Below are 24,964 nucleotides of genomic sequence, written 5' to 3' on the forward strand. Positions count from 1 at the left end.
GCGGGCAGTCTGCGGATCTGATTCGCTGTTGGGCTTTCCGAGGAGGTCGGGATGCCGTCAGCGCTATCGATGGATCTGCGAGAACGCGTGATCGCGGCGATCGCGGCGGGAGCTTCGCGCCGACAGGCGGCCAAGCGCTTCGGGGTCGGCCCATCCAGCGCGATCCGCTGGCATGAACGCTTCCAGGCGGAGGGCGCGATCGCGCCCCGGCCCTCGTGCGGGCAGCGCCCCGCACCGGCCATCGAAGCGCACGCTGAGCGGATCCTTCAGGTCGATCGCCGCGATCACGCGTTCTCGCAGATCCATCGATAGCGCTGACGGCATCCCGACCTCCTCGGAAAGCCCAACAGCGAATCAGATCCGCAGACTGCCCGCAACCCCCAACGATTCAACACAGCCGGACACGGCTCTAATGGCTGCCTGCACCTCGATCAGCGATCCGAACAAGCCGCACCACAGGCGGCATTAAGCAACGAGGCTGAGGTCGGGGTGAAGTGGAAGGTCCAGCGCGGGCGGCGGTCGAGCCAGGCGCGGACCTTGGGGTGCTTGTGGACGGCATAGTTGTTTAGGATCGCGTGGACGATCTTACCCGCCGGAACCGCCGCCTCGACCGCGTCAACGAAAAAAAATGAACTCCTGATGCCGGTGGCGCTGCATGCAGCGGCCGATCACCTTGCCCTCCAGCACGTCCAGGGCGGCAAACAGGGTCGTCGTGCCGTGGCAATTGTGGTCTTAAGTGCGCGTCATCAGCCGGCCCGGCTTCATCGGCAACGGGTCCTGCGTGCGGGCGAGCGCTTAGATTTGGCTCTTCTCATCGACTGAGAGCACGAAGGCATGGGCGGGCGAATCGACGTAGAGTCCGACGACGTCGCGCAATTTGGCAGCTAGCTTTCGCCCGCTTCTGTGCAAATCCTGCCGGGATTGCGCGCGACGCGCCGCGCCGGGCTGGTCTTAAACGCAACCATCGTTAACTCTCAGCGTCACATGCCAACTTCAGCAACAACCCAACCTACCCTCGAAGATCCCGCGCAGGTTCCGCGCCAAATTCCTTCGGTCGAACGTCTCGTCAGCGGGGTCTCGGAGGAGATCCTCGCTTCCTACGGGCGCACGGCCTGCACCGAGGCGGTGCGAGCCATCCTGGCCGGGATCCGTTCAGAGGGTGGCCCGGTGCCGGACGAGGCGGCAATCCGGTCCGCGGCAGGGGATAAGCTCGCGGCCGAGCGTAGGTCCTCACTGCGGCCAGTCTTCAACCTTACCGGCACGGTTCTCCACACCAATCTCGGTCGGGCGCTCCTGCCTCGCTCAGCTGCAGAAGCCGTGACCGCCGTGATGGTCCAGGCAAGCAATCTCGAATTCGATCTCACCACCGGCGCACGGGGCGAGCGCGACGACCACGTGGAATCGCTGATCTGCCGCTTGACCGGGGCCGAGGCCGCGGTCGTCGTCAACAACAATGCCGCCGCCGTCCTACTGGTGTTGAACGCGCTCGCCATGCGCAAGGAGGTGGTGGTCTCGCGCGGCGAACTCGTGGAGATCGGCGGCTCCTTCCGAGTGCCCGACGTGATGGCCCGGGCTGGTTGCCGGCTGCGCGAGGTCGGCACCACCAACCGCACCCATCTGCGCGATTTCGCCGAGGCGCTCGGGCCGCGCACTGGCCTCGTCATGAAGGTGCATCCGAGCAATTACGCGATCACCGGTTTCACCGCCGAAGCGGACCCGATAGCGCTCCACGCCCTATGCCGGGAGCACAGCGTGCCTCTGGCGGAGGATCTTGGGAGCGGCAGCCTCGTCGACCTCTCTGCCTACGGCTTGCCCCCCGAGCCCACCGTTCGCGAGGCCCTGGCGCGAGCGGATGTGGTGACCTTCAGCGGCGACAAGCTCCTCGGTGCGGTCCAGTGCGGAATCGTGGCCGGGCGCAAGGATCTGATCGCCCGGGTGCGCAAGAACCCGCTGAAGCGGGCTTTGCGGGTCGACAAGATGACCTACGCGGCCCTGGAGGCGGTGCTGCGGCTCTATCTCCATCCCGAACGACTGGCCGAGGAGTTGCCAACCCTGCGCCTGCTCACCCGCCCGCGCGGGGCAATCGACGCGCAGGCCCGGGCCATCGCGCCGGCGGTCGCCGAACGGATATCCGGTTGGGCGACGGTCTCGGTCACCGAGTGCATCAGCCAGATCGGCTCCGGGGCGCTGCCGGTGGAGACCTTACCCAGCGCAGCCCTGGTGCTGACACCGGAGGGCGACGGCCGCCGCGGCGCCGGGGGCCGCTGCAAGCGCCTCGCCGAACGTCTGCGCGAATTGCCGGCACCGGTAATCGGCCGCATCAGCGGCGATGCCATCGTGCTCGACCTGCGTACTCTGGAGGACGAAACCGGGTTCTTGAACAGCCTATCGAACTTGTCATCCCCAGGTGACGGAGCGCCCGGGCGCCGGGGTTGTTGAGAAAGAGCAAGTCGCGCAGGGGCTTGCGCTCGTGATGCGCGTGTTATGCTAGGGTGGCCAACCCGCGGTCGCGGTGCGAGACAAGCGGCCCTCGGACCGCGATGGGCGAGAAACATGTCGTATTCAGTGGACACGGTCGAGACGGAGCACGTGACGGACCCGCTCCTGCTCGATAACCAGCTTTGCTACGCGCTCTACGCTGCCGCGCACCGGATGACGAAGTCTTACCGCCCACTCCTGGAGCGGCTTGGCCTGACCTATCCGCAATATCTCGTCTTGCTGGTGCTGTGGGAGCAGGACGGCGTCACGGTTTCGGAGATCGGCCGGCGACTGCGGCTCGATTCCGGCACGCTCACACCGGTGCTGAAGCGACTGGAGAGCGCGGGATTCCTGGTCCGAACCCGGCGCCAGTCAGACGAGCGCGAGGTCGAGATCGCGCTGACGCCGCAAGGGGCCGCCTTGCGAGCGGAGGCCGTCACCGTGCGTGAGAGCGTGATGTGCCAGCTCGAACTCAGCGAGCCGGAGATCCGGGCCTTGCGCAAGGATCTTGGCACTCTGATCGAGCGGTTGAGTGGGAACGATTGAGGGATTCTACCGTCGCAGGCGATTGCCGAGGACGAAGCCGTAGAGTCCCATCAGGATGATGCCGACCGCGCCCTCCAGGCCGACCAGCAGATTGGTAACGCGCCCGGTCGGCTTGAGGCCGATCTCCGGTGGATTGGCGGTCATCATGTTGAGCGCGCTGTAGCTCATCAGGTCGATCGGATTGTAGGTCGGCCCCGCCTCAGGCCCCTCGGTCAAGAATAGGCCGCCGGTGAGTCCGTATAGGCCGGCGAACACGACAATCAGCAGCGCGAAGGCTCGGGCGATACGCGACAGGCTCTCGCCGTAATCGCACAGCCACTCGACGAATCTGTCGGCGGTCCAGCGGTAGCCATGGCCCAGGATTCCGACCCAGTCTCGCGCGATCCAGGCGACGCGCGCCTGTTGCCCGGCATGAAAGCGGCCCATCCGGCGGCCGCGCTTGTAGGCCCAGCTCGCAGCGTCCTGGCTGCCGATGCTCTTCCAGTTCTGTTCTAGGGCAAGATAGCTCGCCTGCGCCGCCTCGTAGGCACCGGATACCTCTTCGCCCACGGCGCCGCCGAGCTGCTCGACGCTCATTCGAGTGCCGTTAAGCCAGGCGCCAGCGAAGCGGGCATGCCGCAGTCGGCAGGTGGCGAGGTTGAGCCGAACGAGATCGGTGTCGGAGAGGTCGGCGCCGGACAGGTCGGCGCCGTCAAGCTTCGCTCCGGTGAACTTGGCGCCACGCAGGCGCGAGCCCGCGAGGGATGCCTTTGTAAGGCTCGCGCCCTCGAAATCGGCATGGGTCAGGTTGGCGTCGGCGAGCTTGGCTTCGTCGAGCCGCGCGCCGCGGAACACGGTGTCGTCGGCATCGGCACCGGAAAAATTCGCGCCCCAGAGGTCAGCTTCGGCGAAATTCGCCCCGTCCAAAAGCGCACCCGACAGATCGGCGAAGCGCATGGCGGCCTGCCCGAAGCGGGCATCCTCCAGCATCGCTTCGGCGAACCTGACCTGGCCCGCCACGATGCCGCTGAAATCCGCCCCCGAAAGGTCGGCCTCAGACAGATCGGCTTCTTCTAGGATCGCCCCGATGAATCGGGTTGAGCGCCCGACCGCTCCGGTAAGGCTGGCCCGGCGCAGATTTGCGCCGGACAGGTCGGCCTCCTCCATGCGGGCCCGGGACAGGTCCGCACCGACCAGGGGAAGGCCGCCGGATTCGGCATCGGCCGGCGCGACGGTGGCAAGCGCCGTGCTGCTGGCATCCACATGCGCAAGGTCGAGGCCCGGCTCGCGGACGGGCGTGCCGGCTGCGATCAGGTCCAGGAGGCCGCGCAGGCGCGGCTCCACATCTCGGGGCGTGACCTGATCCATCCAGGCTCTTTGCCGGAGAGAACGGCGCCGCGCCAGATCCCTCGGCTCAGGTCGTGGCCGTCACCCGCACGGTGATGGCCTTGGCGGCGGGGGTCTTGGACTGCTCGTCGTGATGCCAGAGCGGCAGCAGGACATTCAGCTCCGGGTAGTAACCACCGCAATTCCCCTGGGGGATGTCGTAGGCGATCACCCGCAGACCGCCGACGCGCCGCGTGACCGCGTCGCCGGCCACCGCCTCGACATCGACGGAGCCGCCGTCCTTGAGCCCGAGCCGGGTGATGTCGGCCCGGTTCATGAACAGGATGTCGCGGGTGCCCTTCACCCCGCGGAAGCGGTCGTCGTAGCCGTAGACCGTGGTGTTGAACTGGTCGTTCGAGCGCAAAGTGATCAGGTCGAGCACGTCCGGGCTGTGCGCCGGCAGGTCGGGATCGGCCTCCAGCCCCTCCGTCACCGAGAAGTTCGCCTTGCCGGTGTCTGTCTCCCATTTCCGGTCGCGGGCGCCAAGCGGCTTGGTGATCCCGCCCGGCCGGAACATCTGCCCGTTCAGGTCGTGGAACACCGTCGGATAGGTCGCCTCGATCGCGTCGCGCACCCGGGCGTAATCGGCGACCCAGGCATCCCAGTCGATGCGCGGGTTGTGCGGCAGCGCCGACTTGGCGATCTCGGCCACGATCCAGGGCTCAGAGCGCACCTCCGGGCCGACCGGATCCGATACGCCCCGGGAGCCGTGGAAGCGCGCGGTGGAATCCTCCATCGAAACCGCCTGCGGGCCGCTCGCCTGTTGGTCGATCTCGATCCGGCCGAGACAGGGCAGGATGTACGCGACCGTGCCGTTGACCAGATGCGAGCGGTTGAGCTTAGTCGAGATCTGCACCGTGAGGCGCTGCCGCCGCCAGGCCGGCTCCATCCGCCCGGTATCGGGGATCGCACGCAAAAAGTTGCCGCCGAGGCTGACGAAGGCCTTGACGCTGCCGTCGAGGATGCCCTCGCAGGTCTCGACCGTGTTAAGCCCCTTCTCCCGCGGCGGCTCGAAGTCGTAGAGCTCCTTCAGCTTGTCGAGCGGTGCCAGCTCCGGCTTCTCGGTGATGCCGACCGTGCGCTGGCCCTGCACGTTCGAGTGGCCGCGCACCGGGCAGATCCCGGCGCCGGGTTTGCCAATATTGCCGCGCAGCAGCAGCAGGTTCACCAGCATCCGCACGGTCTCGGTGCCCTTGCGATGCTGGGTCAGGCCCATCCCGTAGATGCCGATCACCGCCTTGGCGCGGGCATAGACCCCGGCCGCGGCTTCGAGGGCCGGGCGGGTGAGGCCGGAGCGCCGCTCGATCGCCGCCCAATCCGCACGATCGCAGAACGCTACGAACGCATTGAAGCCATGGGTGTGCTCGGCGATGAAGGCGTGATCGAGCACCGCAGGCTTGCCCGCGGCCACGGCCTCCCGGTCCTGGGCGATGAGGATCTTGCACATGCCGGTGAGCGCCGCGAGGTCCCCGCCTGCCTTCACCTGGTGGTACTGCGTCGAGATCTTGGTGGCCGAGCGCGTCAGCATCTCCACCGGCGATTGCGGGTTGGTGAAGCGTTCGAGTCCGCGCTCGCGCAGCGGGTTGAAGGTGATGATCTGCGCCCCCCGGCGCCGCGCCTCCTGGAGCGGATGGAGCATCCGGGGTGCGTTCGAGCCGACATTCTGGCCGAAGAAGAAAATCAGGTCGGTGGTCTCGAAATCCTCCAGCAGCACCGTGCCAACCGGCGCGCCGATCGATTGCGGCAGCGCCACCGAGGTCGGCTCGTGGCACATGTTCGACGAGTCCGGCAGGTTGTTGTTGCCGTAGAGGCGCGCGAGCAGCGCCCACATGTAGCTGGTCTCCAGCGAGGCCCGCCCGGAGGCGTAGAACACCGCCGATTTCGGGGCCTCTTCGCGCAGAGCCTTCAGCTCCCGCCCAATCTCGGCAAACGCTTCGCCCCAGGCGACCGGCCGGTACCGGTCTGTCTCGGGATCGTAGCGCAGCGGATGCGTTAGGCGGCCCTGCTCCTCCAGGGCGTAGTCGCTCCAGCCGAGCAGCTCGGTGACTGTGTGGGCGGAAAAGAAATCCGGGGTTGCCCGACGACGGGTCTGTTCCCAAGCGGTGGCCTTGGCGCCGTTCTCGCAATACTCGAAGGCCAGGGGCTTGGCCGGCTTCGCCCAGGCGCAGGAGACGCACATGAATCCGTCCGGCTTGTTCTGCTTCAGCAGCATCGCCGAGCCGGTGACCGGGACGCCTTCGCGCGTCAAAATCTCTACGAGGGAGCGGGCCGAGCCCCAGCCGCCCGCAGGGCTGTCATAGGGTTCGATCCGTATGTCACCGGTGTCCTGGTCGCTCATGCCGTCCTCCTCCCGGCACGCCAGCGTCCGGACCGGGGGGAACGCGCGAGACTGCAGGTCGGATCAAAGGCGCGTCACCGCGGCGCCGAAGCGCTTCCGTCCCTGCTGTGGCGGAACTAGACTCGGTCAGTGAACGAAACGCTCAGAGGAGAGAAGAATGGCCAGCGTCGACGTCGAAATGGTGAAATGCGCCTGTCAGGACTGCGTGTGCGTCGTCCAACTGTCCAAGGCGGTGTCCCGGGACGGCAAGGCCTATTGCTGTGACGAATGTGCCGACGGTCACAAGGATCACACCGGTTGCGAGCATGCCGGCTGCGCCTGCCACGGCTGAGCGGTCTCGAACGACGGGGCCCGCGCGACGGCAGGAACGCCGCGCGGCGCCTCAGAGACGATCCGTCAGGAGACGGCCGCGAGCTTGTCGGCCATGGACTGCTCCTTGTCCCGGCGGGTCGAGAAGATCAGCGTGAAGAAGGTTCGCTCGACACCGAGCTCGGCGAGACGCGCCTCGCAACGCTCGGCCAGCGCGCAGACCTCCGACAATTCGGCCTCGATATTGGTACCGTTGGGATGCATCGTGGCGGTCAAGCCGCTTGCTTCGATGATCGCTTTAATCTCGCGCACGTAGGACGAGACCGAGGGACCGACGCCCATCGGCACGATGCACAGGTCGGCGGATACCTTCATGGTAATGCTTCCCAAAGGACCGGAGCCCACCGGATCGGATCAGCGTGACGAGACTGTGTGTCGCGCCGTTCCCTGTTCACGCATGGCGTGCCCAGAAACGATAGCACACGCGCAGAGGCTATGCGTCCACGGTCAGGACAGCAGCGATTTACGGCCTACGAAGGGCGTCGCCGAGAAGCGCGGCGAGTTACTCCATCGCCTGCAGGCAGCACTTGGAATGGGCGGTCATCTGGGTAAAGCCGTGAGGAAGGTTCGGGTGATGCATGTCGGTCAAATCATTGCGGCCCGTCGCGAGCTTGCGGGCACAGGGATCATTCCTAGAGGCCCGCGCAGGCCGAGATGCTCGATCGTTCCTGTAAGCGGCTTATCGACATTGATGATAGCGTTGTAGACGCGGCCGCTGTTCACAGGATAATTCGGTTGCTGTTGCGGCTATGGTTCTAGTCAACGACGCAGATTCTAGGTCGGCGAAGCGAGCCCATTAAACGACGACACCGACGGACCGAATGGACATCTTATTCAGGCACAGGCACATCGAATTTGTCCAATGCAACGCAGACCACCGTGCACAGACCGAATAATTGGATCAGTTCGGCGACGCCAACTCAGTTAATGTACACAGAAATACAGTTGCAGAACCGGCGCGGCAGAATACCAGCCGTATTCATGGGGCTGCCCGCGTCGTAGACGGTGGCTACGTCCATGGTTAAGTAGAACGGGTGCTGCCCGGCCACGATCGTCGCGACCTGACGGGCGGTCTCCAACAGGGCCCGGAGCTTGGATACGGCCTCGGCTAGGTCCAAGACTGCTCGGCTGATGGCCGGCTGGTGTAGCCAAGGATCGAATGGGCTGATCGGGGGGCCGTCCGACATGGCAGTCCGCAAAATCCCGGAACTGCTCAGCGATCCCCACATGAAAAAAGAGCGTGACGCGGCCATGGCTCGGCGGTCAGGCGTTTCGGCGGACCAAGCCAAAGACGCACGTCAGAACTCTTATAAATTAGAGCGGGTACCACATCTGGCGTCCTTCCGCCGACAATCACCGCCCGGTACCCGCATTCCCAACCAATTGCTCACGGATAATTGAATGGAATGCAACTTGGAACGGAGATCCCCCAGCGTTGTTCGATCGGAAACGGAACCAAGCTGGAGCCTCTGATCTTGCAAGCACCGATTCGCTACAGCCCCGATCACGAGGTCGTGCAGCCCGATGAGGGCAAGACCATCGAGGGACTGAACCAGACCTTCGACACCATCCTCCAAACGGTCGCCGACGATTCCGGCCATGCCGTCCGCTCCGTCCACGCCAAAGCGCACGGGATCCTCGAAGGCGTCCTTCGGATCGATCCGAACCTGCCGCCAGAGCTGGCACAGGGGCTGTTCGCCAAGCCCGGCGAGCACAAGGTCTACATGCGGCTGTCGACCAATGCCGGCGACATCCTGCCCGATGCGGTCTCGCTACCTCGCGGCCTCGCGCTGAAGGTCCTGGACGTCGAGGGCGAGCGCCTGCCCGATGCCGAGGGCACGACCCAAAACTTCATCATGGTCAACGGCAAGATATTCCAGGCCCCGAACGCACAGAAGTTTCTTGGCAGCCTCAAGCTGCTCGCCGGCACTACCGACCGGGTCGAGGGCCTGAAGGTCGCTGCCTCGACGGTGCTGCGTGGAGTCAACAAGGCACTGACCGCCGTCGGCATCGAAAGCCCGACCATCGGCTCGCTTGGCGGCGCGCCCAACGTCGATCCGCTCGGCGAGACCTATTACAGCGTCACCCCGTTTCGGTACGGCGACCACGTCGCCAAATTCTCGATCGCGCCGATCGCCCCGGGGCTGACCGCGCTCACCGGCAATGAGATCGATGCCTCCGGCCGCCCGAACGCGATCCGCGAGACGGTGCGCTCCGAGATGGCGGTGATTGAGGGCATGTGGGAATTCCGGGTCCAACTCTGCCGCGACCTCGAGCGCCAGCCCGTCGAGGATCCGACCGTCGAATGGAGCGAGGACGAGGCGCCATTTCAGCGGGTTGGCCTGATCACCGTCCGCCCGCAGGACAGCTGGGACGAGATCCGCGTCCGCACCGTGGATGAGGAGATGCGCTTCAGCGTCTGGACGGGGCTCGCCGCCCACAGGCCGCTGGGCAACATCAACCGCGCCCGCAATGCGCCTTACCGGCACTCGGCCGAATTCCGCCAGCGGTTCAACGGCTGCCCGATCCACGAGCCCGGCAGCGGGCGCTGAGGAACCCCGATATGCGCATGTCCACCCTGGCGACGATGGCCGCCATCCTCTTCGGCGCGACTCAGGTTCAGGCGGACGACATGGCGAAGACGGCACGTAAGCCTTTCAACGGCACCATCCGAGTGTTCGACTCGACCAAGGGGCTGGAGAGCGGCCAGGACTACGTGCTGCCGGTCGACAGCCCGAATGCCGAGCACGCCGTCACGTCGACCACCGCTAACGCCGCCTCGTTTACGGAGACGATGGAGGGCGGCTAGGCCCTGCCCGTCGCCTTCACCTGCGTGAAAGTTGAGGCGCGCTGACCGAGCGCGGGTTAGCAGAGGATGAGAGAGTGCCGCGGGCGATGTCGCCCCGGGAAGGGGCGAAGCCTGATCGGAATCCCCATCTATGGGTCAGGATGGGACGCTTCGGTCCTACGGAGGAAACACGATGAGCGAAGAGAAGGCTGTGCTGGCGGGCGGCTGCTTCTGGGGCATGCAAGACCTGATCCGACGGCAGGAGGGCGTCATCACCACCCGCGTGGGATATACCGGCGGCGATGTGCCGAACGCGACCTACCGCAACCACGGCACCCATGCAGAAGGCATTGAGATTGTCTACGACGCGGCCCAGACGAGCTTCCGGCGCATCCTGGAGTTCTTCTTCCAGATCCACGACCCCACGACGCCGAACCGCCAGGGCAACGACCGGGGCCTGAGTTACCGGTCGGCCATCTACTACCTCGACGACGCGCAGCGGCGGGTCGCGGAGGAGACCATTGCCGACGTCGACGCGTCGGGCCTCTGGCCGGGCAAGGTGGTGACCGAGGTGGCGCCAGCGGGTCCGTTCTGGGAGGCCGAACCGGAGCATCAAGATTACCTGGAACGTCGACCGGACGGCTATACCTGCCACTTCGTCAGGCCGAATTGGACGCTGCCGATCCGGTCTCCAGGCACGCAGGACGCCTGAGGATCTTTACGACAGCATCACCACGGGACACCTCGTATAGCGAGCCAGCTCAGGCTTGATCCCGTGGTGTGGCAATAGGGTTTGGCACCTTGCTGCAGAACATGCGCTACGGACCGATTTTTTTGCGGTAGCGCAGGCACGACAAAGGAGATGCAAGGCGCGAAATAGTTGCGTCCATGGAGTGTAAGGGCTGCCATCAGACGCTGCGGTATCAGGCGGACAACCATACAGAAATGGACGCGTCGGACGACGTCGGATACCCGCCATGGAGGGCACAGCAGCCGCGCTCGACCGTCCTCACATCATAGAACAAGTCGGGCATCGTTCCCTTCTGGCGGCATACGCTGCTGCCGTCGGACGACGGCCTCCATCGCCTCTCGCCCACGATCCTCCACCCGAACTGCTAGATACTTCCTTGAGCGACAGGATATCAGCCGCCCAGGCAGATTGACGGCGACAAACCCCAGCAGACGCGTCTCGCCGCTTACGCCATTAGCGATGTCTACGTCGATATCGCCGGTGTTAGGACGAAGGCGGGCAAGCTTTACCTTTTCGGCGGTATTCGTCTGCCTTCGTCGACTGCGGGCGGAAGTTGGTCCCGACGCGGCATCGGGCGTCTTACCCGCATTGAGGGCGATCGTGCCGCGCCAGATGCAAAAGGTGCGAACGGACACGGGGGGCACCCCTGCCTTTCCGCGCGCAACCGCTCAGGCCCGATAGTCCTCTGAAGAGGGCGCATTTTCGGTCGTGCCTGGCAGGAGCGCGGCATCGCGCATCACCTGACCAAGCCCAAGCATCCGTGAACTAGAAGTTAGGTCAAGCGAAGGAGCGGCACCACCAAGCCCGCGATGGCTAGGCGATATCGATGAGGTCCGCCATAAGCCACAGCCGCACCTGCAGCTATTCGTCGACCACAATCATGCGCGACGCCTGAGGGCTCAGCACGGTGTTACGACCTGCCAGGATGTCCATCAGGCCAGAACGAGAGAACTCAGACGCGTCAGTCTCTATCCACCCCACACATCCTGGGATCATGTACCCCGTGCCCTGTGCCATCCGGGGAGAGACGTGGAGCGGGTACCGGGAATCGAACCCGGGTATTCAGCTTGGAAGGCTGCTGCTCTACCATTGAGCTACACCCGCGCGGGCGGAGCGTTAGCACACCGCCCGGCCCGTGAGAAGATGGGCATTGGGGCCGTGCCCGCATTCGGGTGAAGGGTGTCGCGAGATAGGCTGCGCTGATCGCAATCTCGACAAGCGGCCCGGCACGACAATAATGCGGTTTAAAACGCGATCCCGGAGCTGCTGATGAGCCAGGTTCGAGCATATTATGACAATATTCTGACGAAACATTAATCGTGGATGAACGGCTCATCGTTCAGCGATAAGGTTGCCGAGCAGCGAAAACTGCTTATCGACCTTGGAATATGCTCACGACCGAATGGTCGGGCCATCGACCTCGGTTGCGGGCCGGGCTATCAGAGCTTTGCTCTTCGCGATCTCGGCTTCGAATCCGTTATTGCACTCGATTCCTGTCACGCTCTGCTTGAGGAATTGAAGACGCTTAAAGCGAGAGATTCAATCGAACCGCGATTGACCGATATACGCGGCTTCGCGACATTGGTCGAGCGCGATAGCATCGATGCGATCGTATGTATGGGCGATACCCTGACGCATCTCGACGATCGCGGCGACGTATCGAAGCTTTTCCGCGATGCGCATGATGCGCTACGTGCGGCAGGTCGCTTGGTCCTGACGTTTCGCGATCTTTCGCTGGAATTGACGGGCTTGGATCGCTTCATTCCGGTTCGGGCGGACGACCAACGTTTGATGGTCTGCGCACTCGACTACGAGCCCGAAAGCGTCGTCGTAGCGGATATCATCTACGTCCGCAACAATGGCGGTTGGACGCTGCGCAAAAGCAGCTATCGGAAGCTGCGGCTTCAGCCTGCAGCCTTGGCGAGGGAATTGCGGGCCATCGGCTTCATCATCGATCAGGACCGCTCCGTCGGTAGACTGCATGCCATCGTCGCCCGAAAGCCGTGATGCAGGAAAGGCTTCGCGAGCGGTCGCTTGACGACCGACGAGATTGGAAGTCGCCCGACGCGGAGTTTTAGAATACGGTTCCTCTCAGCCCAGCCCCAAGGTGGCCCGCGCCTCCACCGGGCTTGCGACCCGGCGGCCATGGCGGCGCACCGCATCGGCCGCGAGGGCGACCAGCTCGGCATTGCTCGCCGCCAGCCGGTCCTTCGTGATCCGGATGTTGTCCTCGAGCCCGGTGCGGACCGCGTCGGCACCGCGGGCCAGCGCCCACTCCATCACGACCGCTTGGTTGCGGCCGATCCCGGCGGCGGTCCAGGTGGCCTCGGGCAGGATCCGGCGCGTCTCGGCGAGCAGGATATCGAGCAGGTGCGCTTCGGCCGGCATCGCGTTCTGCACGCCCATCACGAACTGAACATGTGGACGGCTGTCGATGACGCCGGCCTCCACCAGCCGTTTCGCCCCGTGCAGATGCGATAGGTCGAAGATCTCGATCTCGGGCCGCACGCCGAACTGCTTCATTTGGCCGGCGAGGTCCGTGACGAGGCTGGCGCTGTTCTCGTACACGATGGTCGGGAAGTTCACCGAGCCGGTGGAGAGCGACGCCATGTCGGGCCGGTGCTTGAGCGAGAGTCCCCTTGCGGCGGGGTCACGTCCACGCCCGCCTGTCGAAAATTGCACGATCATCCCGGGGCAGTGCTTGCGCAGCCCCTCCTGCACGGCCGCGAACTTGTCGGGATCCGACGAGGGCGACTCGTCGTCGTTGCGCACGTGGATATGGGCAAGGGTGGCGCCCGCCTCGAAGGCCTGCTGGGACGATTCGATCTGCTCGGCCACGGTGACCGGCACGGCCGGGTTGTCCGTCTTGCGCGGCACCGAGCCGGTGATCGCCACCGCAATCACGACGGGCGCGTCGCTCGGGGATCCTGCCATCGCGTCTTCTCCCTGATCGTTCATTTGATTCGCGCCCGGGATAGCCCCGCAGGCGGGGAAACTGAACCGCTCTGGCGGACCGGGCGGCCTTCGGCGCGGGACATCTCGGAGCCGGTGACAGGGTGGACTTGTGTCGGACGGCGGCTTGCCGCACCTCTCGCGCGGCGAGGAACGCAATGAACGACACCGTCCTGGTCCTGAATGGGCCGAACCTGAACCTGCTGGGCAAACGGCAGCCGGAGATTTACGGGCGCGAGACGCTCGCCGATGTCGAGGTCCTGTGCCGTGAGACCGCCGTCGGCTTCGGGCTCAACGTCGATTTCCGCCAGAGCAATGCCGAGCACGTGCTGATCGACGCGATCCACGCCTTCCGGGTCGGGTCGGCCGGCATCGTGATCAATGCCGGCGCCTACACCCATACCTCGGTGGCGATCCTCGACGCGCTCAACACCTGCGAGGTGCCGGTGATCGAGTGCCACATCTCGAACGTCCACCGGCGCGAGGCGTTTCGCCACCATTCCTACATCTCACTGGCGGCGACCGCAGTCCTGGCCGGCTTCGGCACACATGGCTACGCGCTTGCAATCCGGCATTTGGCGCTGCTCCGAACGAAAGGCGACGCCGCCTGAGACGCGGATAGCGGCTTCGGGAGGGTTGACGCTGGCGGAGACAGGGCGGAGGAGACCGGTCAGGCCTACCCATCCCGCGCTCTTCGAGACCGGTCCCCGCCGGAGAGCGCACTCAGCGGAGCGCGCACGCCGCATGACCACGTCGTTCCTGCCCATCGACCGAACGATCATCGCCCGCGAAGCGGCCAAGATGTTCCTGGAGATCCAGGCCGTCCATTTCTACAAGGACGAACCGTTCAAGTTTACCTCGGGCTGGGCCAGCCCGGTCTATATCGACTGCCGCAAGATCATCTCGTTCCCGCGCCTGCGCTCGACGCTGATCGATTTCGCCGCCTCCACGATCGTGCGCGAGATCGGCTACGAGTCGCTCACCCATATCGCGGGCGGCGAGACCGCCGGCATCCCGTTCGCCGCCTGGATCGCCGACCGGCTGATGCTGCCGATGCAGTACGTGCGCAAGAAGCCGAAGGGCTTCGGCCGCAACGCCCAGATCGAGGGCGAGGTCGTGGACGGCGCCCGGACCCTGCTGGTCGAGGATCTCGCCACCGACGGGCGCAGCAAGGTCAATTTCTGCCAGGCTCTGCGCGATGCGGGCGCCAACGTCGATCACTGCTTCGTGCTGTTCTATTACGATATCTTCCCCGGCAGCGCCGCGCTGATGCAGGAGATCGGCATCAAGCTGCACTACCTCACCACGTGGTGGGATGTGCTGGCAGTGGCCAAGGAGATGGGTACTTTCGACGCCAACACCCTGGCCGAGGTCGAGCGCTTCCTCAATGCCCCGGCGGAGTGGTCGGCCGCCCACGGCGGCATCTCGTCCTTCGGGCAGGGCTGAGGAGCCGCAAGCGATGAGCGTCGCCGATCTGTTCCCCGCGGCGCAGCCGCCCGCTTCGACCGCGGCCGACCGGATCACGATCCGCCGGCCGGACGACTGGCACATCCACCTGCGCGACGGCGCGATGCTGAAGGCGGTGCTGCCCTACACGGCGGCCCAGTTCGCCCGGGGCATCATCATGCCGAACCTGGTGCCGCCGGTGACGACCGTGGCAGCTGCGCGGGCCTATCGCGAGCGGATCCTGGCCGCGCTGCCCGAGGGGGTCGACTTTACGCCCTTGATGACCTGCTATCTGCGGGACGACACCGACCCGGACGAAATCGCGCGCGGCTTCGCCGAGAAGGTCTGGATCGCCGCCAAGCTTTACCCGGCCGGCGCGACGACGAACTCGCATGCCGGCGTCACCGACCTGATCGGGCTCGCGCCCGTTCTGGAGCGGATGGAGCGCATCGGCATGCCGCTTCTGATCCACGGCGAGGCGACCGACCCGGAGATCGACATCTTCGACCGCGAGGCCGCCTTCATGGAGGGCAGCCTGATCCCGCTGCTGGCCCGGCACCAGGGCCTGAAGGTCACCGTCGAGCATGCCACCACGGCTGAGATCCTCGACGTGGTGCGGGCCAACCGGAGTCGCGTGGCGGCGACGATCACGCCCCATCACCTCGTCATCAACCGCACCCATATCTTCCAGGGCGGCCTGCGCCCGCACCTTTACTGCCTGCCAGTGGCCAAGCGCGAGCGGCATCGCCTGGCCCTACGCGCGGCCGCGACCTCGGGCGAGGCCTGCTTCTTCCTGGGCACCGACACCGCCCCGCATGTCCGCGGCGCCAAGGAGGCCTCCTGCGGCTGCGCCGGCGTGTTCTGCGGCCCGAGCGCTCTGCAGACCTACGTGCAGGTTTTCGACGAGGAGGGCGCGCTCGACAAGTTCGAAGCCTTCGCGTCGCTCAATGGTGCGCGCTTCCACGGGCTGGCACCCAACGATGCCACCGTTACCCTCGAGCGTCGAGAGAGTAGCGTGATCGAGGCGGTGGCCGTGGAGGACACTGCCGTGGTGGTGTTCCGGGGGGATGAAACGCTGCCCTGGGCTGTGGTCTGATCTGGCTCCGACGGGAGCACGTACCCCTCCCACCGTCCTTGCGAGCGGAGCGAAGCCATCTAGGGAAACGCCACACTCGGCGAGCGTGTGCTGCCCTGGGTTGCTTCGCTCCGCTCGCGATGACGGTGCTGGGCGTGGAAGTGGGACCAGGGATCATCGCGCCATTGCGCGCGACGGGGGCCCCTTGTCGGGGCTCGGAAACATCGGCCGAATCCCTGCACGTCTCTTGCCTCTCCGACCATCACGAGTAGTAGACCGCCGCACACGATCAAACGTGTGATCGGCCTTGCCTTTGCTATGCCGGCGCGGACCGCGAGAGGGAGACGACCGACCATGCAGGATGAGCGACAGGACGGCATCACGGCGCTCGGCGCCGTCGATCTCTCGGCCGCCATCCGCGGCCGGGTTGTTTCCTGCGTCGAGGTGATGCGCGCTTATCTGGAGCGGATTCACCGGCTCAATCCGCAGGTCAACGCCATCGTCGGGCTTCAGGGCGAGGCGGCACTCCTGCAGGAGGCCGAGGCGCGGGATGCCACGCTCGCCCGCGGCGAGGCCGTGGGGCCGCTGCACGGTTTCCCGCTCGCCGTGAAGGATCTCGATGCGGTGCGCGGGCTGCCGTTCACGCAAGGATCGCCGATCTTCGCGGACCGGATCGCGCAAACGGACACGATCATGGTCGCCCGGCTGCGCGCGGCCGGGGCGATCTTCATCGGCAAAACCAACATCCCCGAATTCGGGCTCGGCTCGCACAGCTTCAATCCGGTCTACGGCGCCACCGGAAACGCCTACGATCCAGAGAAGAGCGCCGGGGGATCGAGTGGTGGTGCGGCGGTGGCGGTCGCCCTAAAACTGCAGCCGGTGGCCGACGGCAGCGATTTCGGCGGCTCGCTGCGCAACCCGCCCGCCTTCAACAATTGCTACGGGTTGCGCCCGAGCTGGGGCCGGATCCCGGTCGAGACCAAGGACGTGTTCAGCCCCGGCCTGTCGGTGCTTGGCGCCGTCGGGCGCAGCCCGGCCGATATCGGCCTGATGCTGTCGGTCCAGGCTGGCTACGATCCGCGCTGCCCAAACACGATCCGCCAGGACCCAACGGCCTTCGCAAGCCCGCTCGCCCGGGATTTCCGCGGGACCCGGATCGCCTGGCTGGGCGATTGCGACGGACAGATCCCGTTCGATCCCGGCGTGCTCGAACTCGGCCGCGCGGCGCTGGCAACCTTCGCGGAGATCGGCTGCGTGGTCGAGGAGGCGGCGCCCCGGTTCGATATGGAGCAGCTCTGGCGCGATTTTCTGACGTTGCGGGCGCTGTCGGTCTCCGCGGCGCTCCGGCCGCTCTACGACGAGCCCGGCCACCGGGCCCAGATGAAGCCCGAGGCGATCTGGGAGGCCGAGCGTGGGCTGGCGCTCACCGCCGATCAGGTCGTCGCCGCCCTGGAGGGTCGCACCCGCTGGTACGAGACTGTGCGCCGGTTCATGGAAAACTACGATTACTTGGTCATGCCGAGCGCGCAGGTCTTTCCGTTCGACAAGGGCCTGCGTTGGCCCCGGGAGGTCGGCGGCCGCGCGATGGACACCTACCATCGGTGGATGCAGACTGTGGTCCCGGTGACCATGTCCGGCCTGCCGGCCCTCGACGTCCCGGCGGGCTTCGGGGAGGCCGGTTTGCCGACGGGCATCCAGATCGTCGCTCGCAACCACGGCGAACTCGCCTGCCTCCAGCTCGGCGCCGCCTACGACGCCGCGGGCAACTGGGTCCGCCGCCGGCCGCCGCCTCTGCACTGAGCGCGCGTCCGATCCTCGGCAAACGCGTTGACCGGCTCCCGGGGCTCCGGTATGAGGCTCGACACTTCACGCGTGAGTCGCACGAATCCGACCCCGGATTTGGCGTCCGCCGCGAGGCAGGCTCGGATATCCGATGAACGCGGTTCTTATTGTAGTGGAAGCGTCACCGACGGGGCGGCCCTAGATCAGGGCTGCAATCCGAGCGGTGGCGCATGCAGGGTCCCTCGGGGCCCTTTTTTATTGCCCGCTGCTCAGTGACGCATCACGGTCAACGAGATCCACGCGTTCGAGATACCGACCAAGACAGTACTTTCGAGCGAGGCGGATGCCGCCTCGCGTGACGAAAGTGCAGGACGAAAGGAACCGGTTCGTCCGGCGGCGCACGACCGCCGCTGACGATCCGGGGAGCGGAGGAGGAGAGCATGGGCGGCGAGGTCATGACCGGGGCCGAGATGGTCATCCGGGCATTCCAGGATCAGGGGGTCGACACACTGTTCGGGTATCCGGGCGGCGCCGTACTTCCGATCTACGACGCGCTGTTCCATCAGGACGCCGTCAAGCACATCCTCGTGCGCCACGAGCAGGGTGCCGTCCACGCGGCCGAGGGCTATGCGCGCTCGTCCGGCAAAGTCGGCTGCGTGCTGGTCACGTCGGGCCCCGGCGCCACCAACATCGTCACCGGTCTCACCGACGCGCTGCTCGACTCGATCCCGCTCGTCTGCATCACCGGGCAGGTTCCGACGCATCTGATCGGCACCGACGCCTTCCAGGAATGCGACACGGTCGGCATCACGCGCCACTGCACGAAGCACAATTACCTGGTCAAATCGATCGAGGACCTGCCGCGTATCCTGCATGAGGCGTTCTACGTCGCCGCGAACGGCCGGCCCGGCCCGGTCGTGGTCGACCTGCCCAAGGACATCCAGTTCGCCTCCGGCCTCTACGAGCGCCCGGAGATCGCGAGCCACAAGACCTACCGCCCCGCCGTCAAGGGCGACGGCGACCGGATCCGCGCAGCGGTGGAACTGATGGCGACCGCCCGCCGCCCGGTCTTCTACACCGGCGGCGGCGTGATCAATTCCGGTCCGGAGGCCTCGCGCCTCCTGCGCGAGCTCGTCGCCGAGACCGGCTTCCCGGTCACCTCGACCCTGATGGGGCTCGGCGCCTATCCGGGCACGGATCCGAAGTTCCTGGGCATGCTCGGCATGCACGGGACCTACGAGGCCAACCTGGCGATGCACGAGTGCGACGTGATGATCTGCGTCGGCGCCCGGTTCGACGACCGGATCACCGGCCGGCTCGATGCGTTCTCGCCTTTCTCGAAGAAGATCCACATCGACGTCGACGCCTCCTCGATCAACAAGGTGGTCAAGGTCGATGTCGGGATCGTCGGCGATTGTGCCTCGGTGCTGGCCGATATGCTGGAAGCCTGGCGCGCCCTGCCATCGCGGCCCGAAAAGTCCAATCTCGACCCGTGGTTCCAGAAGATTAGCGCCTGGAAGGCCCGCGACTGCCTTGCCTACTGGCCGTCGGGGACGATCATCAAGCCGCAATACGCCGTGCAGCGCCTCTACGAGGCCTGCAAGGACCGCGAGACCTACATCACCACGGAGGTCGGCCAGCATCAGATGTGGGCGGCGCAGTACTTCAAGTACGACGAGCCGAACCGCTGGATGACGAGCGGAGGTCTCGGCACGATGGGCTACGGACTGCCGGCGGCCATCGGCACGCAGCTCGCCCACCCGAAGGGGCTGGTCATCGACATCGCCGGCGAGGCCTCGATCCTGATGAACATGCAGGAGCTTTCGACCGCGGTTCAGTACCGGCTGCCGGTCAAGGTGTTCATCCTGAACAACGAGTACATGGGCATGGTCCGGCAGTGGCAGGAGCTGCTGCACGGCTCGCGCTACTCGCAGAGCTATTCCGAGAGCCTGCCGGACTTCGTCAAGCTGGCGGAGGCCTACGGCGCCAAGGGCATGCGCTGCGAGAAGCCGGGCGACCTCGACGGCGCCATCGCGGAGATGCTCGCCTATGACGGGCCGGTTCTGTTCGACTGCATCGTCGACAAGACCGAGAACTGCTTCCCGATGATCCCCTCGGGCAAGGCGCATAACGAGATGCTCTTGTCCGACTACCTCGGCGAGACCGGCGTCGAACTCGGCGACGTGATTTCCGAGGAAGGCAAGATGCTGGTGTGAGGGGTTTGGCGGCGGCCCTCTCGGGGTGGCCGCCTGCCGTTTGGGCGGCGGCGCGCGGCCGCCAATGAGCACGGACTGGATGACGAGGACGAAGCCGGCGATGAACGCGATGAACACCCACTACCCCGATGCCGGCCGCGTCGAGCCGGTGAACCGGCACACGCTCGCGGTGATCGTCGACAACGAGCCCGGCGTGCTCGCGCGCATCTCCGGCATGTTTTCCGGCCGCGGCTACAACATTGAGAGCCTGACCGTCTCCGAGACCGAGGAGGCGCGCCATATCTCACGCATCACCATCGTGACCACCGGTACGAACGCCGTGATCGAGCAGATCAAGGCGCAGCTCGATCGGCTGGTGCCAGTCCATCGGGTCGTCGACCTGACCCTCCAGGGCAATGCGCTGGAGCGCGAGATTTGCCTCGTGAAGGTCAAGGGCGAGGGCGAGCATCGCAGCGAGGCCCTGCGCCTGGCCGCCGCCTTCGGCGCCAAGACGCTGGATGCCACGCTCAATTCCTTCGTGTTCGAACTCACCGGCGCCACCGAGGAGATCGACCGGTTCGTGCGGCTGATGAGCGTGATCGGGCTGGTCGAGATCTGCCGCACCGGCATCAGCGCCATGGGCCGGGGTTCGGAGCCGCTGTAGGATCCCGCGGCTCCGATCTGCTATGCTCCGCCGTCCTCACGGGAGGCGAAGCGATGGAAGCCAAGGTGATTCGTTGGGGCGATGATCTCGCCGTGCGGCTGAGCAGCATGGAGGCCGAGGAACTCGGTATCCTCGAAGGAGAGACCGTCGAGATCGTCTCGAAGGGGCGGCCGGAGGTCGAGCCCAAGCAATGGACCGGGCGTCGGTACGTTGACGGGTTGCCCGTTTATACGATGGCGGAGATGATCGCTGAAGCACGGCGTCTGAGGCCCGAGGCGGAGCCTGAATCCGTCGATTGGGGTCCCGACCGCGGTTCCGAGATCATCGATGACGCCAACGACCCGTACTGATTGGCAGCCAATTCCGGGCCAGTTGCTCCTCATCGATCTCGAACCGGTCCGCGGCACCGAGCAGAACGGGATCCGGCCGGCGCTCGTCGTATCGGACCCGGACATGAACCACCTGACGCGCCGGGTGATCATATGCCCGATCACGCGTAACCCGCATCCATGGCCAACCAAAGTCTTCCTGCCAGCCGGTCTGGTCGTCGGAGGCGCCGTGTTGGTCGATCAAGTCCGTTCGATCGACCGGGCGACCCGGATCCTCAGAAGCCTCGGGTCGGCACCGGACGATGTTGTCGCCGAAGTGCGCGGCAAGCTGCGCAGTCTTCTCGGCCTGACTTTCGACGGTGCGGACGCCCGCTCAGTGCAGCAACGGTAAGAACTCCGAATGACCACCCGCACCCTCTACTACGCCTCCGGCGCCTGCTCGCTGGCCGCCCACATCATCCTAGAGGAATCCGGGCTGCCCTTCAAAGGCGTCAAGCTCAACCTGGCGGCAGGGGACCAGCGCGCGCCGGAATACCTCGCGATCAACGAGCGCGGCCGGGTGCCGGCCCTCGTCGAGGACGGCTGGGTGTTGACCGAATGCGCGGCGATCCTGCGCCATGTCGCCCGCGCCGTGCCCGAGAAGGGCTTTTGGCCGACCGATCTGCGCGAGCAGGCCCGGGCCGACGAGTGGCTCGGCTGGCTCGCCGCCAATCACCACGTCACCTACGCGCATGTCCGCCGGCCGGAACGCTACACTGCGGACGAGGACGCCTTTCCCGGCATCCGCGACAAGGCCGCCGACACCTACGGTGATCTCTGCACCATGACCGAGGTCCACCTCTCGAACGGCGTCTGGGCCGTGGGGGACCGGTACGGCGTGGTCGACGCCTACCTGATGGTATTTTGGGTCTGGGCCTCCGGCGCGTCGCTCCGGTTCGACATGCCCGCGCGCTTCCCGGCTTGGCACGCCCATGCTCGTCGGGTCGCCGAGCGGCCGGCGGTGCAGGCGGTGTTCGCCCGCGAAGGGCTGGCCCTGCCAGCCTGAAGCCGCCCCGCCGGGCCCCTTGCGGCGTCCGGCGAATCGCTCTATCGAGCGTACCGTACGGTACGGTACTAGAAGCGATGCGGTCGAGCCTTGCAGAGCGGCAGGAGACGGAAGAGGCGGGCGCCGTGGCGCCGGCGACGCCGTCCGTGCGCCAGCAGGCGGTGCTCGACGCCGTCCTCGCCCTCATGGTCGAGGGCGGTGACCAGCTCACCATGGACGCGGTGGCCCGCCGGGCGAGTTGCTCCAAGGAGACCCTGTACAAGTGGTACGGCGACCGCGACGGCCTGCTCACCGCGACGGTGCGATGGCAGGCGTCCCGGGTCCATGCCGGCCGCGAGGCCGTGCAGGCGCTGGACGGGACCAGCCTGCGCGAACATCTCCAGGACTTCGCGGTCTCCTGGCTCACGGTGATCACCAGCCGCACCTCGGTGGCGCTGAACCGGATCGCCGTCGCCCATGCCGGCTCGCGCAAGAGCAATCTCGGCGGCATCGTGTTGGCGAACGGCCGCTTCGCCATCGGTGAGCGGGTCAAGCCGGTGCTGGAGGCCGGGCGCGCGGCGGGGCTGCTCGCCTTCGCCGACAGCGAGGCAGCGTTCCGGACCTTCTTCGGCTTGGTCGGCCGGGATATCCAGATCCGATTGCTGCTCGGCGAGGCGCTCGACCTCGACGCGGACGAAATCCAGCGCGATGCGGGCCGCGCCGTGGACCAGTTCCTGGCCCTGTACGGCCAGGCAAACACCTAACCCTACCCGAAACCAACGCTGAAGAGGAAATCGACATGCGGGTTTATTACGATCGCGACGCCGACCTGAACCTGATCAAGGGCAAGAAGGTCGCCATCGTCGGCTACGGCAGCCAGGGCCATGCCCACGCGCTCAACCTGCGCGATTCCGGTGTGAAGGACATCGTCATCGCGCTCCGCGAGGGGTCCGCCACCGCCAAGAAGGCCGAGCACGAGGGCTTCAAGGTCCTGTCGGTCGCCGAGGCCGCCAAGTGGGCCGACGTGGTGATGATGCTCACCCCCGACGAGCTGCAGGGCGACATCTACCGGGAGTCGCTGGAGAAGAACATGAAAGAGGGCGCCGCCCTCCTGTTCGCCCACGGCCTCAATGTCCACTTCAACCTGATCGAGCCGCGCAAGGACCTCGACGTCCTGATGGTCGCCCCGAAGGGCCCCGGCCACACCGTGCGGTCCGAGTACCTGCGCGGTGGCGGCGTGCCGACCTTGATCGCCATCGCCCAGGACGCCTCCGGCAACGCCCACGATCTCGGCCTGTCCTACGCCTCGGCCAATGGCGGCGGCCGCGCCGGCATCATCGAGACCACCTTCAAGGAAGAGTGCGAGACCGACCTGTTCGGTGAGCAGGCCGTGCTCTGCGGCGGCCTGGTCGAGCTGATCAAGGCCGGCTTTGAGACCCTGGTCGAGGCGGGCTACGCCCCCGAGATGGCCTATTTCGAGTGCCTGCACGAGGTGAAGCTGATCGTCGACCTCATCTACGAGGGCGGCATCGCCAACATGAACTACTCGATCTCTAACACGGCCGAGTACGGCGAGTACGTGACCGGCCCGCGCATCGTCACGCCCGAGACCAAGGCCGAGATGAAGCGCGTGCTCAACGACATCCAGTCGGGCACCTTCACCCGCAACTGGATGCTGGAGAACAAGGTCAACCAGACCTCGTTCAAGGCGACCCGCGCCAAGCTCGCCACCCACCCGATCGAGGAGGTCGGCACCAAGCTCCGCGCCATGATGCCTTGGATCTCCGAGAAGGCGCTGGTCGACAAGACCCGCAACTGATTTTGGGATTTCGCGGCCGGGCTTTGCTCGGCCGCACCTCCGGAAGGCCGGTCACGTGATAGCGAGGCCGGCTTTTTCTATTGCCGGTTGCCGAACGCGGGCATTCCCGGCGATAAACGCCTCAGCGGTCCCGCACGTATGAGGACCGGTGAGGGTTAGAGAGGACACGCCATGGCATCGCTCTATTCGGACGCCCACCGGGCGTTGCAGACCGAGTTCGGCACCACGAAGCTCGCCGTGCGCCTGGACGAGGATTGGGTCCACGACAGCATCCGCCCGGACGAGGGCGCCTTCATCGGCTCCCGGGATATGTTCTTCCTGTCCACGGTTGATCCCGACGGGATGCCGACCGTCTCCTACAAGGGCGGGCCCCAGGGCCTGGTGAAGGTGCTCGACGAGAACACCCTCGCGTTCCCGGGCTTTGACGGCAACGGCATGTTCTATTCGATGGGAAACATCGAGGGTCAGGCCAAGGTCGGCCTGCTGTTCATCGATTTCGAGACGCCACACCGGATCCGGGTGCAGGGCCACGCGACGCTGCTGCGCGACGACGCCCTCATGGCCGAGTACACCGAGGCCAAGTATCTGGTGAAGGTCACGGTGAAGAAGATCTGGGTCAATTGCCCGCGTTACATTCACAAGTATCAGAAACTCGAGCAAAACAAGTACGTCCCGACCCCGGAACGCGAGACCCCCCTCGCCTCCTGGAAGCGCCTCGACCTCGCCGGCGACGTGATCAGCGATGCGGACAAGGCCCGGGTCGCCCAAGAGGGCAAGCTCGAGGTGGCTGAGTACGAGGCTCTGGTCGCTCGCGGCGAGGCTTGAGGTAAGAACCGGCCCTCATGGTCAACATGAGGGCCGATGAAAACATTATTGAATTGGCAATTTGACGTGTTCACGTCGTGATAATTACCTATTTAAGATAAAAATATGTTGTCATTTTTCTCATTCAACAATTTTTCGGCGATATATCTTCAGTGCTGAAAGCGCATTAAAGACGCAAATGATGATTAACTGGCAGGTTATGTTCGTGCGATAGAACG

The 24,964-nt window shown here is 65.6% G+C and carries 23 protein-coding genes, 1 tRNA gene and 2 pseudogenes; 20 read left to right on the forward strand and 6 right to left on the reverse strand.

Going from position 1 to position 24,964, the window contains the following annotated elements:
* Positions 1-51: 51 nt before the first annotated feature.
* Positions 52-270: pseudogene (locus MKK65_RS04435) on the forward strand (helix-turn-helix domain-containing protein); the annotation flags it as partial.
* A 182-nt stretch (positions 271-452) separates the two neighbouring features.
* On the opposite strand, the pseudogene MKK65_RS04440 reads toward MKK65_RS04435, so the two are convergent.
* Positions 453-891 (reverse strand): annotated as a pseudogene (locus MKK65_RS04440) (transposase); the annotation flags it as partial.
* 93 nt (positions 892-984) lie between these two features.
* Here MKK65_RS04440 and selA point away from each other — a divergent pair.
* Together selA and MKK65_RS04450 are read left to right on the forward strand one after the other, a co-directional pair.
* A complete protein-coding gene (selA, locus tag MKK65_RS04445; RefSeq protein WP_243955736.1) occupies positions 985-2,439 on the forward strand; it encodes an L-seryl-tRNA(Sec) selenium transferase in 1,455 nt (484 codons plus the stop codon).
* 114 nt (positions 2,440-2,553) lie between these two features.
* Positions 2,554-3,024 carry a MarR family winged helix-turn-helix transcriptional regulator gene (locus MKK65_RS04450; RefSeq protein ID WP_058193923.1) on the forward strand — a complete coding sequence of 157 codons (471 nt, stop codon included), beginning with the start codon at positions 2,554-2,556 and terminating at the stop codon, positions 3,022-3,024.
* Positions 3,025-3,030: 6 nt separating this feature from the next.
* Here the strand turns inward: MKK65_RS04450 and MKK65_RS04455 are convergent, their stop codons facing one another.
* On the reverse strand, positions 3,031-4,371 hold the full coding sequence (locus MKK65_RS04455) for a pentapeptide repeat-containing protein (RefSeq protein WP_243955738.1): 1,341 nt from the start codon (positions 4,369-4,371) through the stop codon (positions 3,031-3,033).
* Between the two features lie 46 nt (positions 4,372-4,417).
* Positions 4,418-6,727: an FdhF/YdeP family oxidoreductase gene (locus MKK65_RS04460; RefSeq protein WP_243955748.1), complete on the reverse strand. Its 2,310-nt coding sequence runs from the start codon at positions 6,725-6,727 to the stop codon at positions 4,418-4,420.
* 157 nt (positions 6,728-6,884) lie between these two features.
* Here MKK65_RS04460 and MKK65_RS04465 point away from each other — a divergent pair, with 157 nt between their 5' ends.
* Positions 6,885-7,058, forward strand: a complete 174-nt coding sequence (locus tag MKK65_RS04465) for a metallothionein (RefSeq protein WP_058193926.1) — start codon at positions 6,885-6,887, stop codon at positions 7,056-7,058.
* A gap of 65 nt (positions 7,059-7,123) precedes the next feature.
* Here MKK65_RS04465 and MKK65_RS04470 read toward each other — a convergent pair whose 3' ends face one another.
* Positions 7,124-7,411: an MTH1187 family thiamine-binding protein gene (locus MKK65_RS04470; RefSeq protein ID WP_243955750.1), complete on the reverse strand. Its 288-nt coding sequence runs from the start codon at positions 7,409-7,411 to the stop codon at positions 7,124-7,126.
* 1,160 nt (positions 7,412-8,571) lie between these two features.
* Between MKK65_RS04470 and MKK65_RS04475 the strand changes: the two genes are divergently transcribed.
* From MKK65_RS04475 to msrA, 3 genes are all read left to right on the forward strand, one after another.
* Positions 8,572-9,648: a catalase family protein gene (locus MKK65_RS04475; RefSeq protein WP_243955751.1), complete on the forward strand. Its 1,077-nt coding sequence runs from the start codon at positions 8,572-8,574 to the stop codon at positions 9,646-9,648.
* 17 nt (positions 9,649-9,665) lie between these two features.
* Positions 9,666-9,905 carry a hypothetical protein gene (locus MKK65_RS04480; protein ID WP_243955753.1) on the forward strand — a complete coding sequence of 80 codons (240 nt, stop codon included), beginning with the start codon at positions 9,666-9,668 and terminating at the stop codon, positions 9,903-9,905.
* 172 nt (positions 9,906-10,077) lie between these two features.
* Entirely contained in the window at positions 10,078-10,596 is a 519-nt protein-coding gene (msrA, locus tag MKK65_RS04485) for a peptide-methionine (S)-S-oxide reductase MsrA (protein ID WP_243955754.1), read from the forward strand.
* A gap of 1,069 nt (positions 10,597-11,665) precedes the next feature.
* Here msrA and MKK65_RS04490 read toward each other — a convergent pair.
* A tRNA-Gly gene (locus MKK65_RS04490) sits at positions 11,666-11,739 on the reverse strand.
* 219 nt (positions 11,740-11,958) lie between these two features.
* Between MKK65_RS04490 and MKK65_RS04495 the strand changes: the two genes are divergently transcribed.
* Entirely contained in the window at positions 11,959-12,642 is a 684-nt protein-coding gene (locus MKK65_RS04495) for a class I SAM-dependent methyltransferase (RefSeq protein WP_243955756.1), read from the forward strand.
* 84 nt (positions 12,643-12,726) lie between these two features.
* Here MKK65_RS04495 and MKK65_RS04500 read toward each other — a convergent pair whose 3' ends face one another.
* Positions 12,727-13,569: a 3-keto-5-aminohexanoate cleavage protein gene (locus tag MKK65_RS04500; RefSeq protein ID WP_243955758.1), complete on the reverse strand. Its 843-nt coding sequence runs from the start codon at positions 13,567-13,569 to the stop codon at positions 12,727-12,729.
* A gap of 176 nt (positions 13,570-13,745) precedes the next feature.
* Here MKK65_RS04500 and aroQ point away from each other — a divergent pair, with 176 nt between their 5' ends.
* The 12 genes from aroQ to MKK65_RS04560 all read left to right on the forward strand — a co-directional run bounded on the left by aroQ (position 13,746) and on the right by MKK65_RS04560 (position 24,746).
* Entirely contained in the window at positions 13,746-14,198 is a 453-nt protein-coding gene (aroQ, locus tag MKK65_RS04505) for a type II 3-dehydroquinate dehydratase (protein ID WP_243955760.1), read from the forward strand.
* 133 nt (positions 14,199-14,331) lie between these two features.
* Complete coding sequence (locus MKK65_RS04510) at positions 14,332-15,033, forward strand: orotate phosphoribosyltransferase (protein ID WP_243955762.1); 702 nt, start codon at positions 14,332-14,334, stop codon at positions 15,031-15,033.
* Between the two features lie 13 nt (positions 15,034-15,046).
* Entirely contained in the window at positions 15,047-16,129 is a 1,083-nt protein-coding gene (gene pyrC, locus MKK65_RS04515) for a dihydroorotase (RefSeq protein ID WP_243955769.1), read from the forward strand.
* A 333-nt stretch (positions 16,130-16,462) separates the two neighbouring features.
* On the forward strand, positions 16,463-17,908 hold the full coding sequence (locus tag MKK65_RS04520) for an amidase (RefSeq protein ID WP_243955771.1): 1,446 nt from the start codon (positions 16,463-16,465) through the stop codon (positions 17,906-17,908).
* Between the two features lie 422 nt (positions 17,909-18,330).
* Positions 18,331-20,106 (forward strand): acetolactate synthase 3 large subunit, encoded by a 1,776-nt coding sequence (locus tag MKK65_RS04525; RefSeq protein ID WP_243955773.1) that lies wholly within the window; start codon positions 18,331-18,333, stop codon positions 20,104-20,106.
* Between the two features lie 100 nt (positions 20,107-20,206).
* Positions 20,207-20,749 (forward strand): acetolactate synthase small subunit, encoded by a 543-nt coding sequence (gene ilvN / locus MKK65_RS04530; protein ID WP_058193937.1) that lies wholly within the window; start codon positions 20,207-20,209, stop codon positions 20,747-20,749.
* Between the two features lie 53 nt (positions 20,750-20,802).
* Positions 20,803-21,099: a MazF family transcriptional regulator gene (locus MKK65_RS04535; protein ID WP_243955775.1), complete on the forward strand. Its 297-nt coding sequence runs from the start codon at positions 20,803-20,805 to the stop codon at positions 21,097-21,099.
* Positions 21,077-21,469 (forward strand): type II toxin-antitoxin system PemK/MazF family toxin, encoded by a 393-nt coding sequence (locus MKK65_RS04540; RefSeq protein ID WP_243955780.1) that lies wholly within the window; start codon positions 21,077-21,079, stop codon positions 21,467-21,469. Before MKK65_RS04535 ends, MKK65_RS04540 begins: the two co-directional genes overlap by 23 nt.
* 9 nt (positions 21,470-21,478) lie before the next feature.
* Positions 21,479-22,123 carry a glutathione S-transferase family protein gene (locus tag MKK65_RS04545; protein ID WP_243955782.1) on the forward strand — a complete coding sequence of 215 codons (645 nt, stop codon included), beginning with the start codon at positions 21,479-21,481 and terminating at the stop codon, positions 22,121-22,123.
* 77 nt (positions 22,124-22,200) lie between these two features.
* Positions 22,201-22,866 carry a TetR/AcrR family transcriptional regulator C-terminal domain-containing protein gene (locus MKK65_RS04550; RefSeq protein ID WP_243955784.1) on the forward strand — a complete coding sequence of 222 codons (666 nt, stop codon included), beginning with the start codon at positions 22,201-22,203 and terminating at the stop codon, positions 22,864-22,866.
* Between the two features lie 35 nt (positions 22,867-22,901).
* Complete coding sequence (ilvC, locus tag MKK65_RS04555; protein WP_007561887.1) at positions 22,902-23,921, forward strand: ketol-acid reductoisomerase; 1,020 nt, start codon at positions 22,902-22,904, stop codon at positions 23,919-23,921.
* A gap of 171 nt (positions 23,922-24,092) precedes the next feature.
* On the forward strand, positions 24,093-24,746 hold the full coding sequence (locus tag MKK65_RS04560) for a pyridoxamine 5'-phosphate oxidase family protein (protein WP_243955786.1): 654 nt from the start codon (positions 24,093-24,095) through the stop codon (positions 24,744-24,746).
* Positions 24,747-24,964 lie beyond the last annotated feature (218 nt).

Source organism: Methylobacterium sp. J-001, from assembly GCF_022829565.1.
GTDB lineage: Bacteria > Pseudomonadota > Alphaproteobacteria > Rhizobiales > Beijerinckiaceae > Methylobacterium.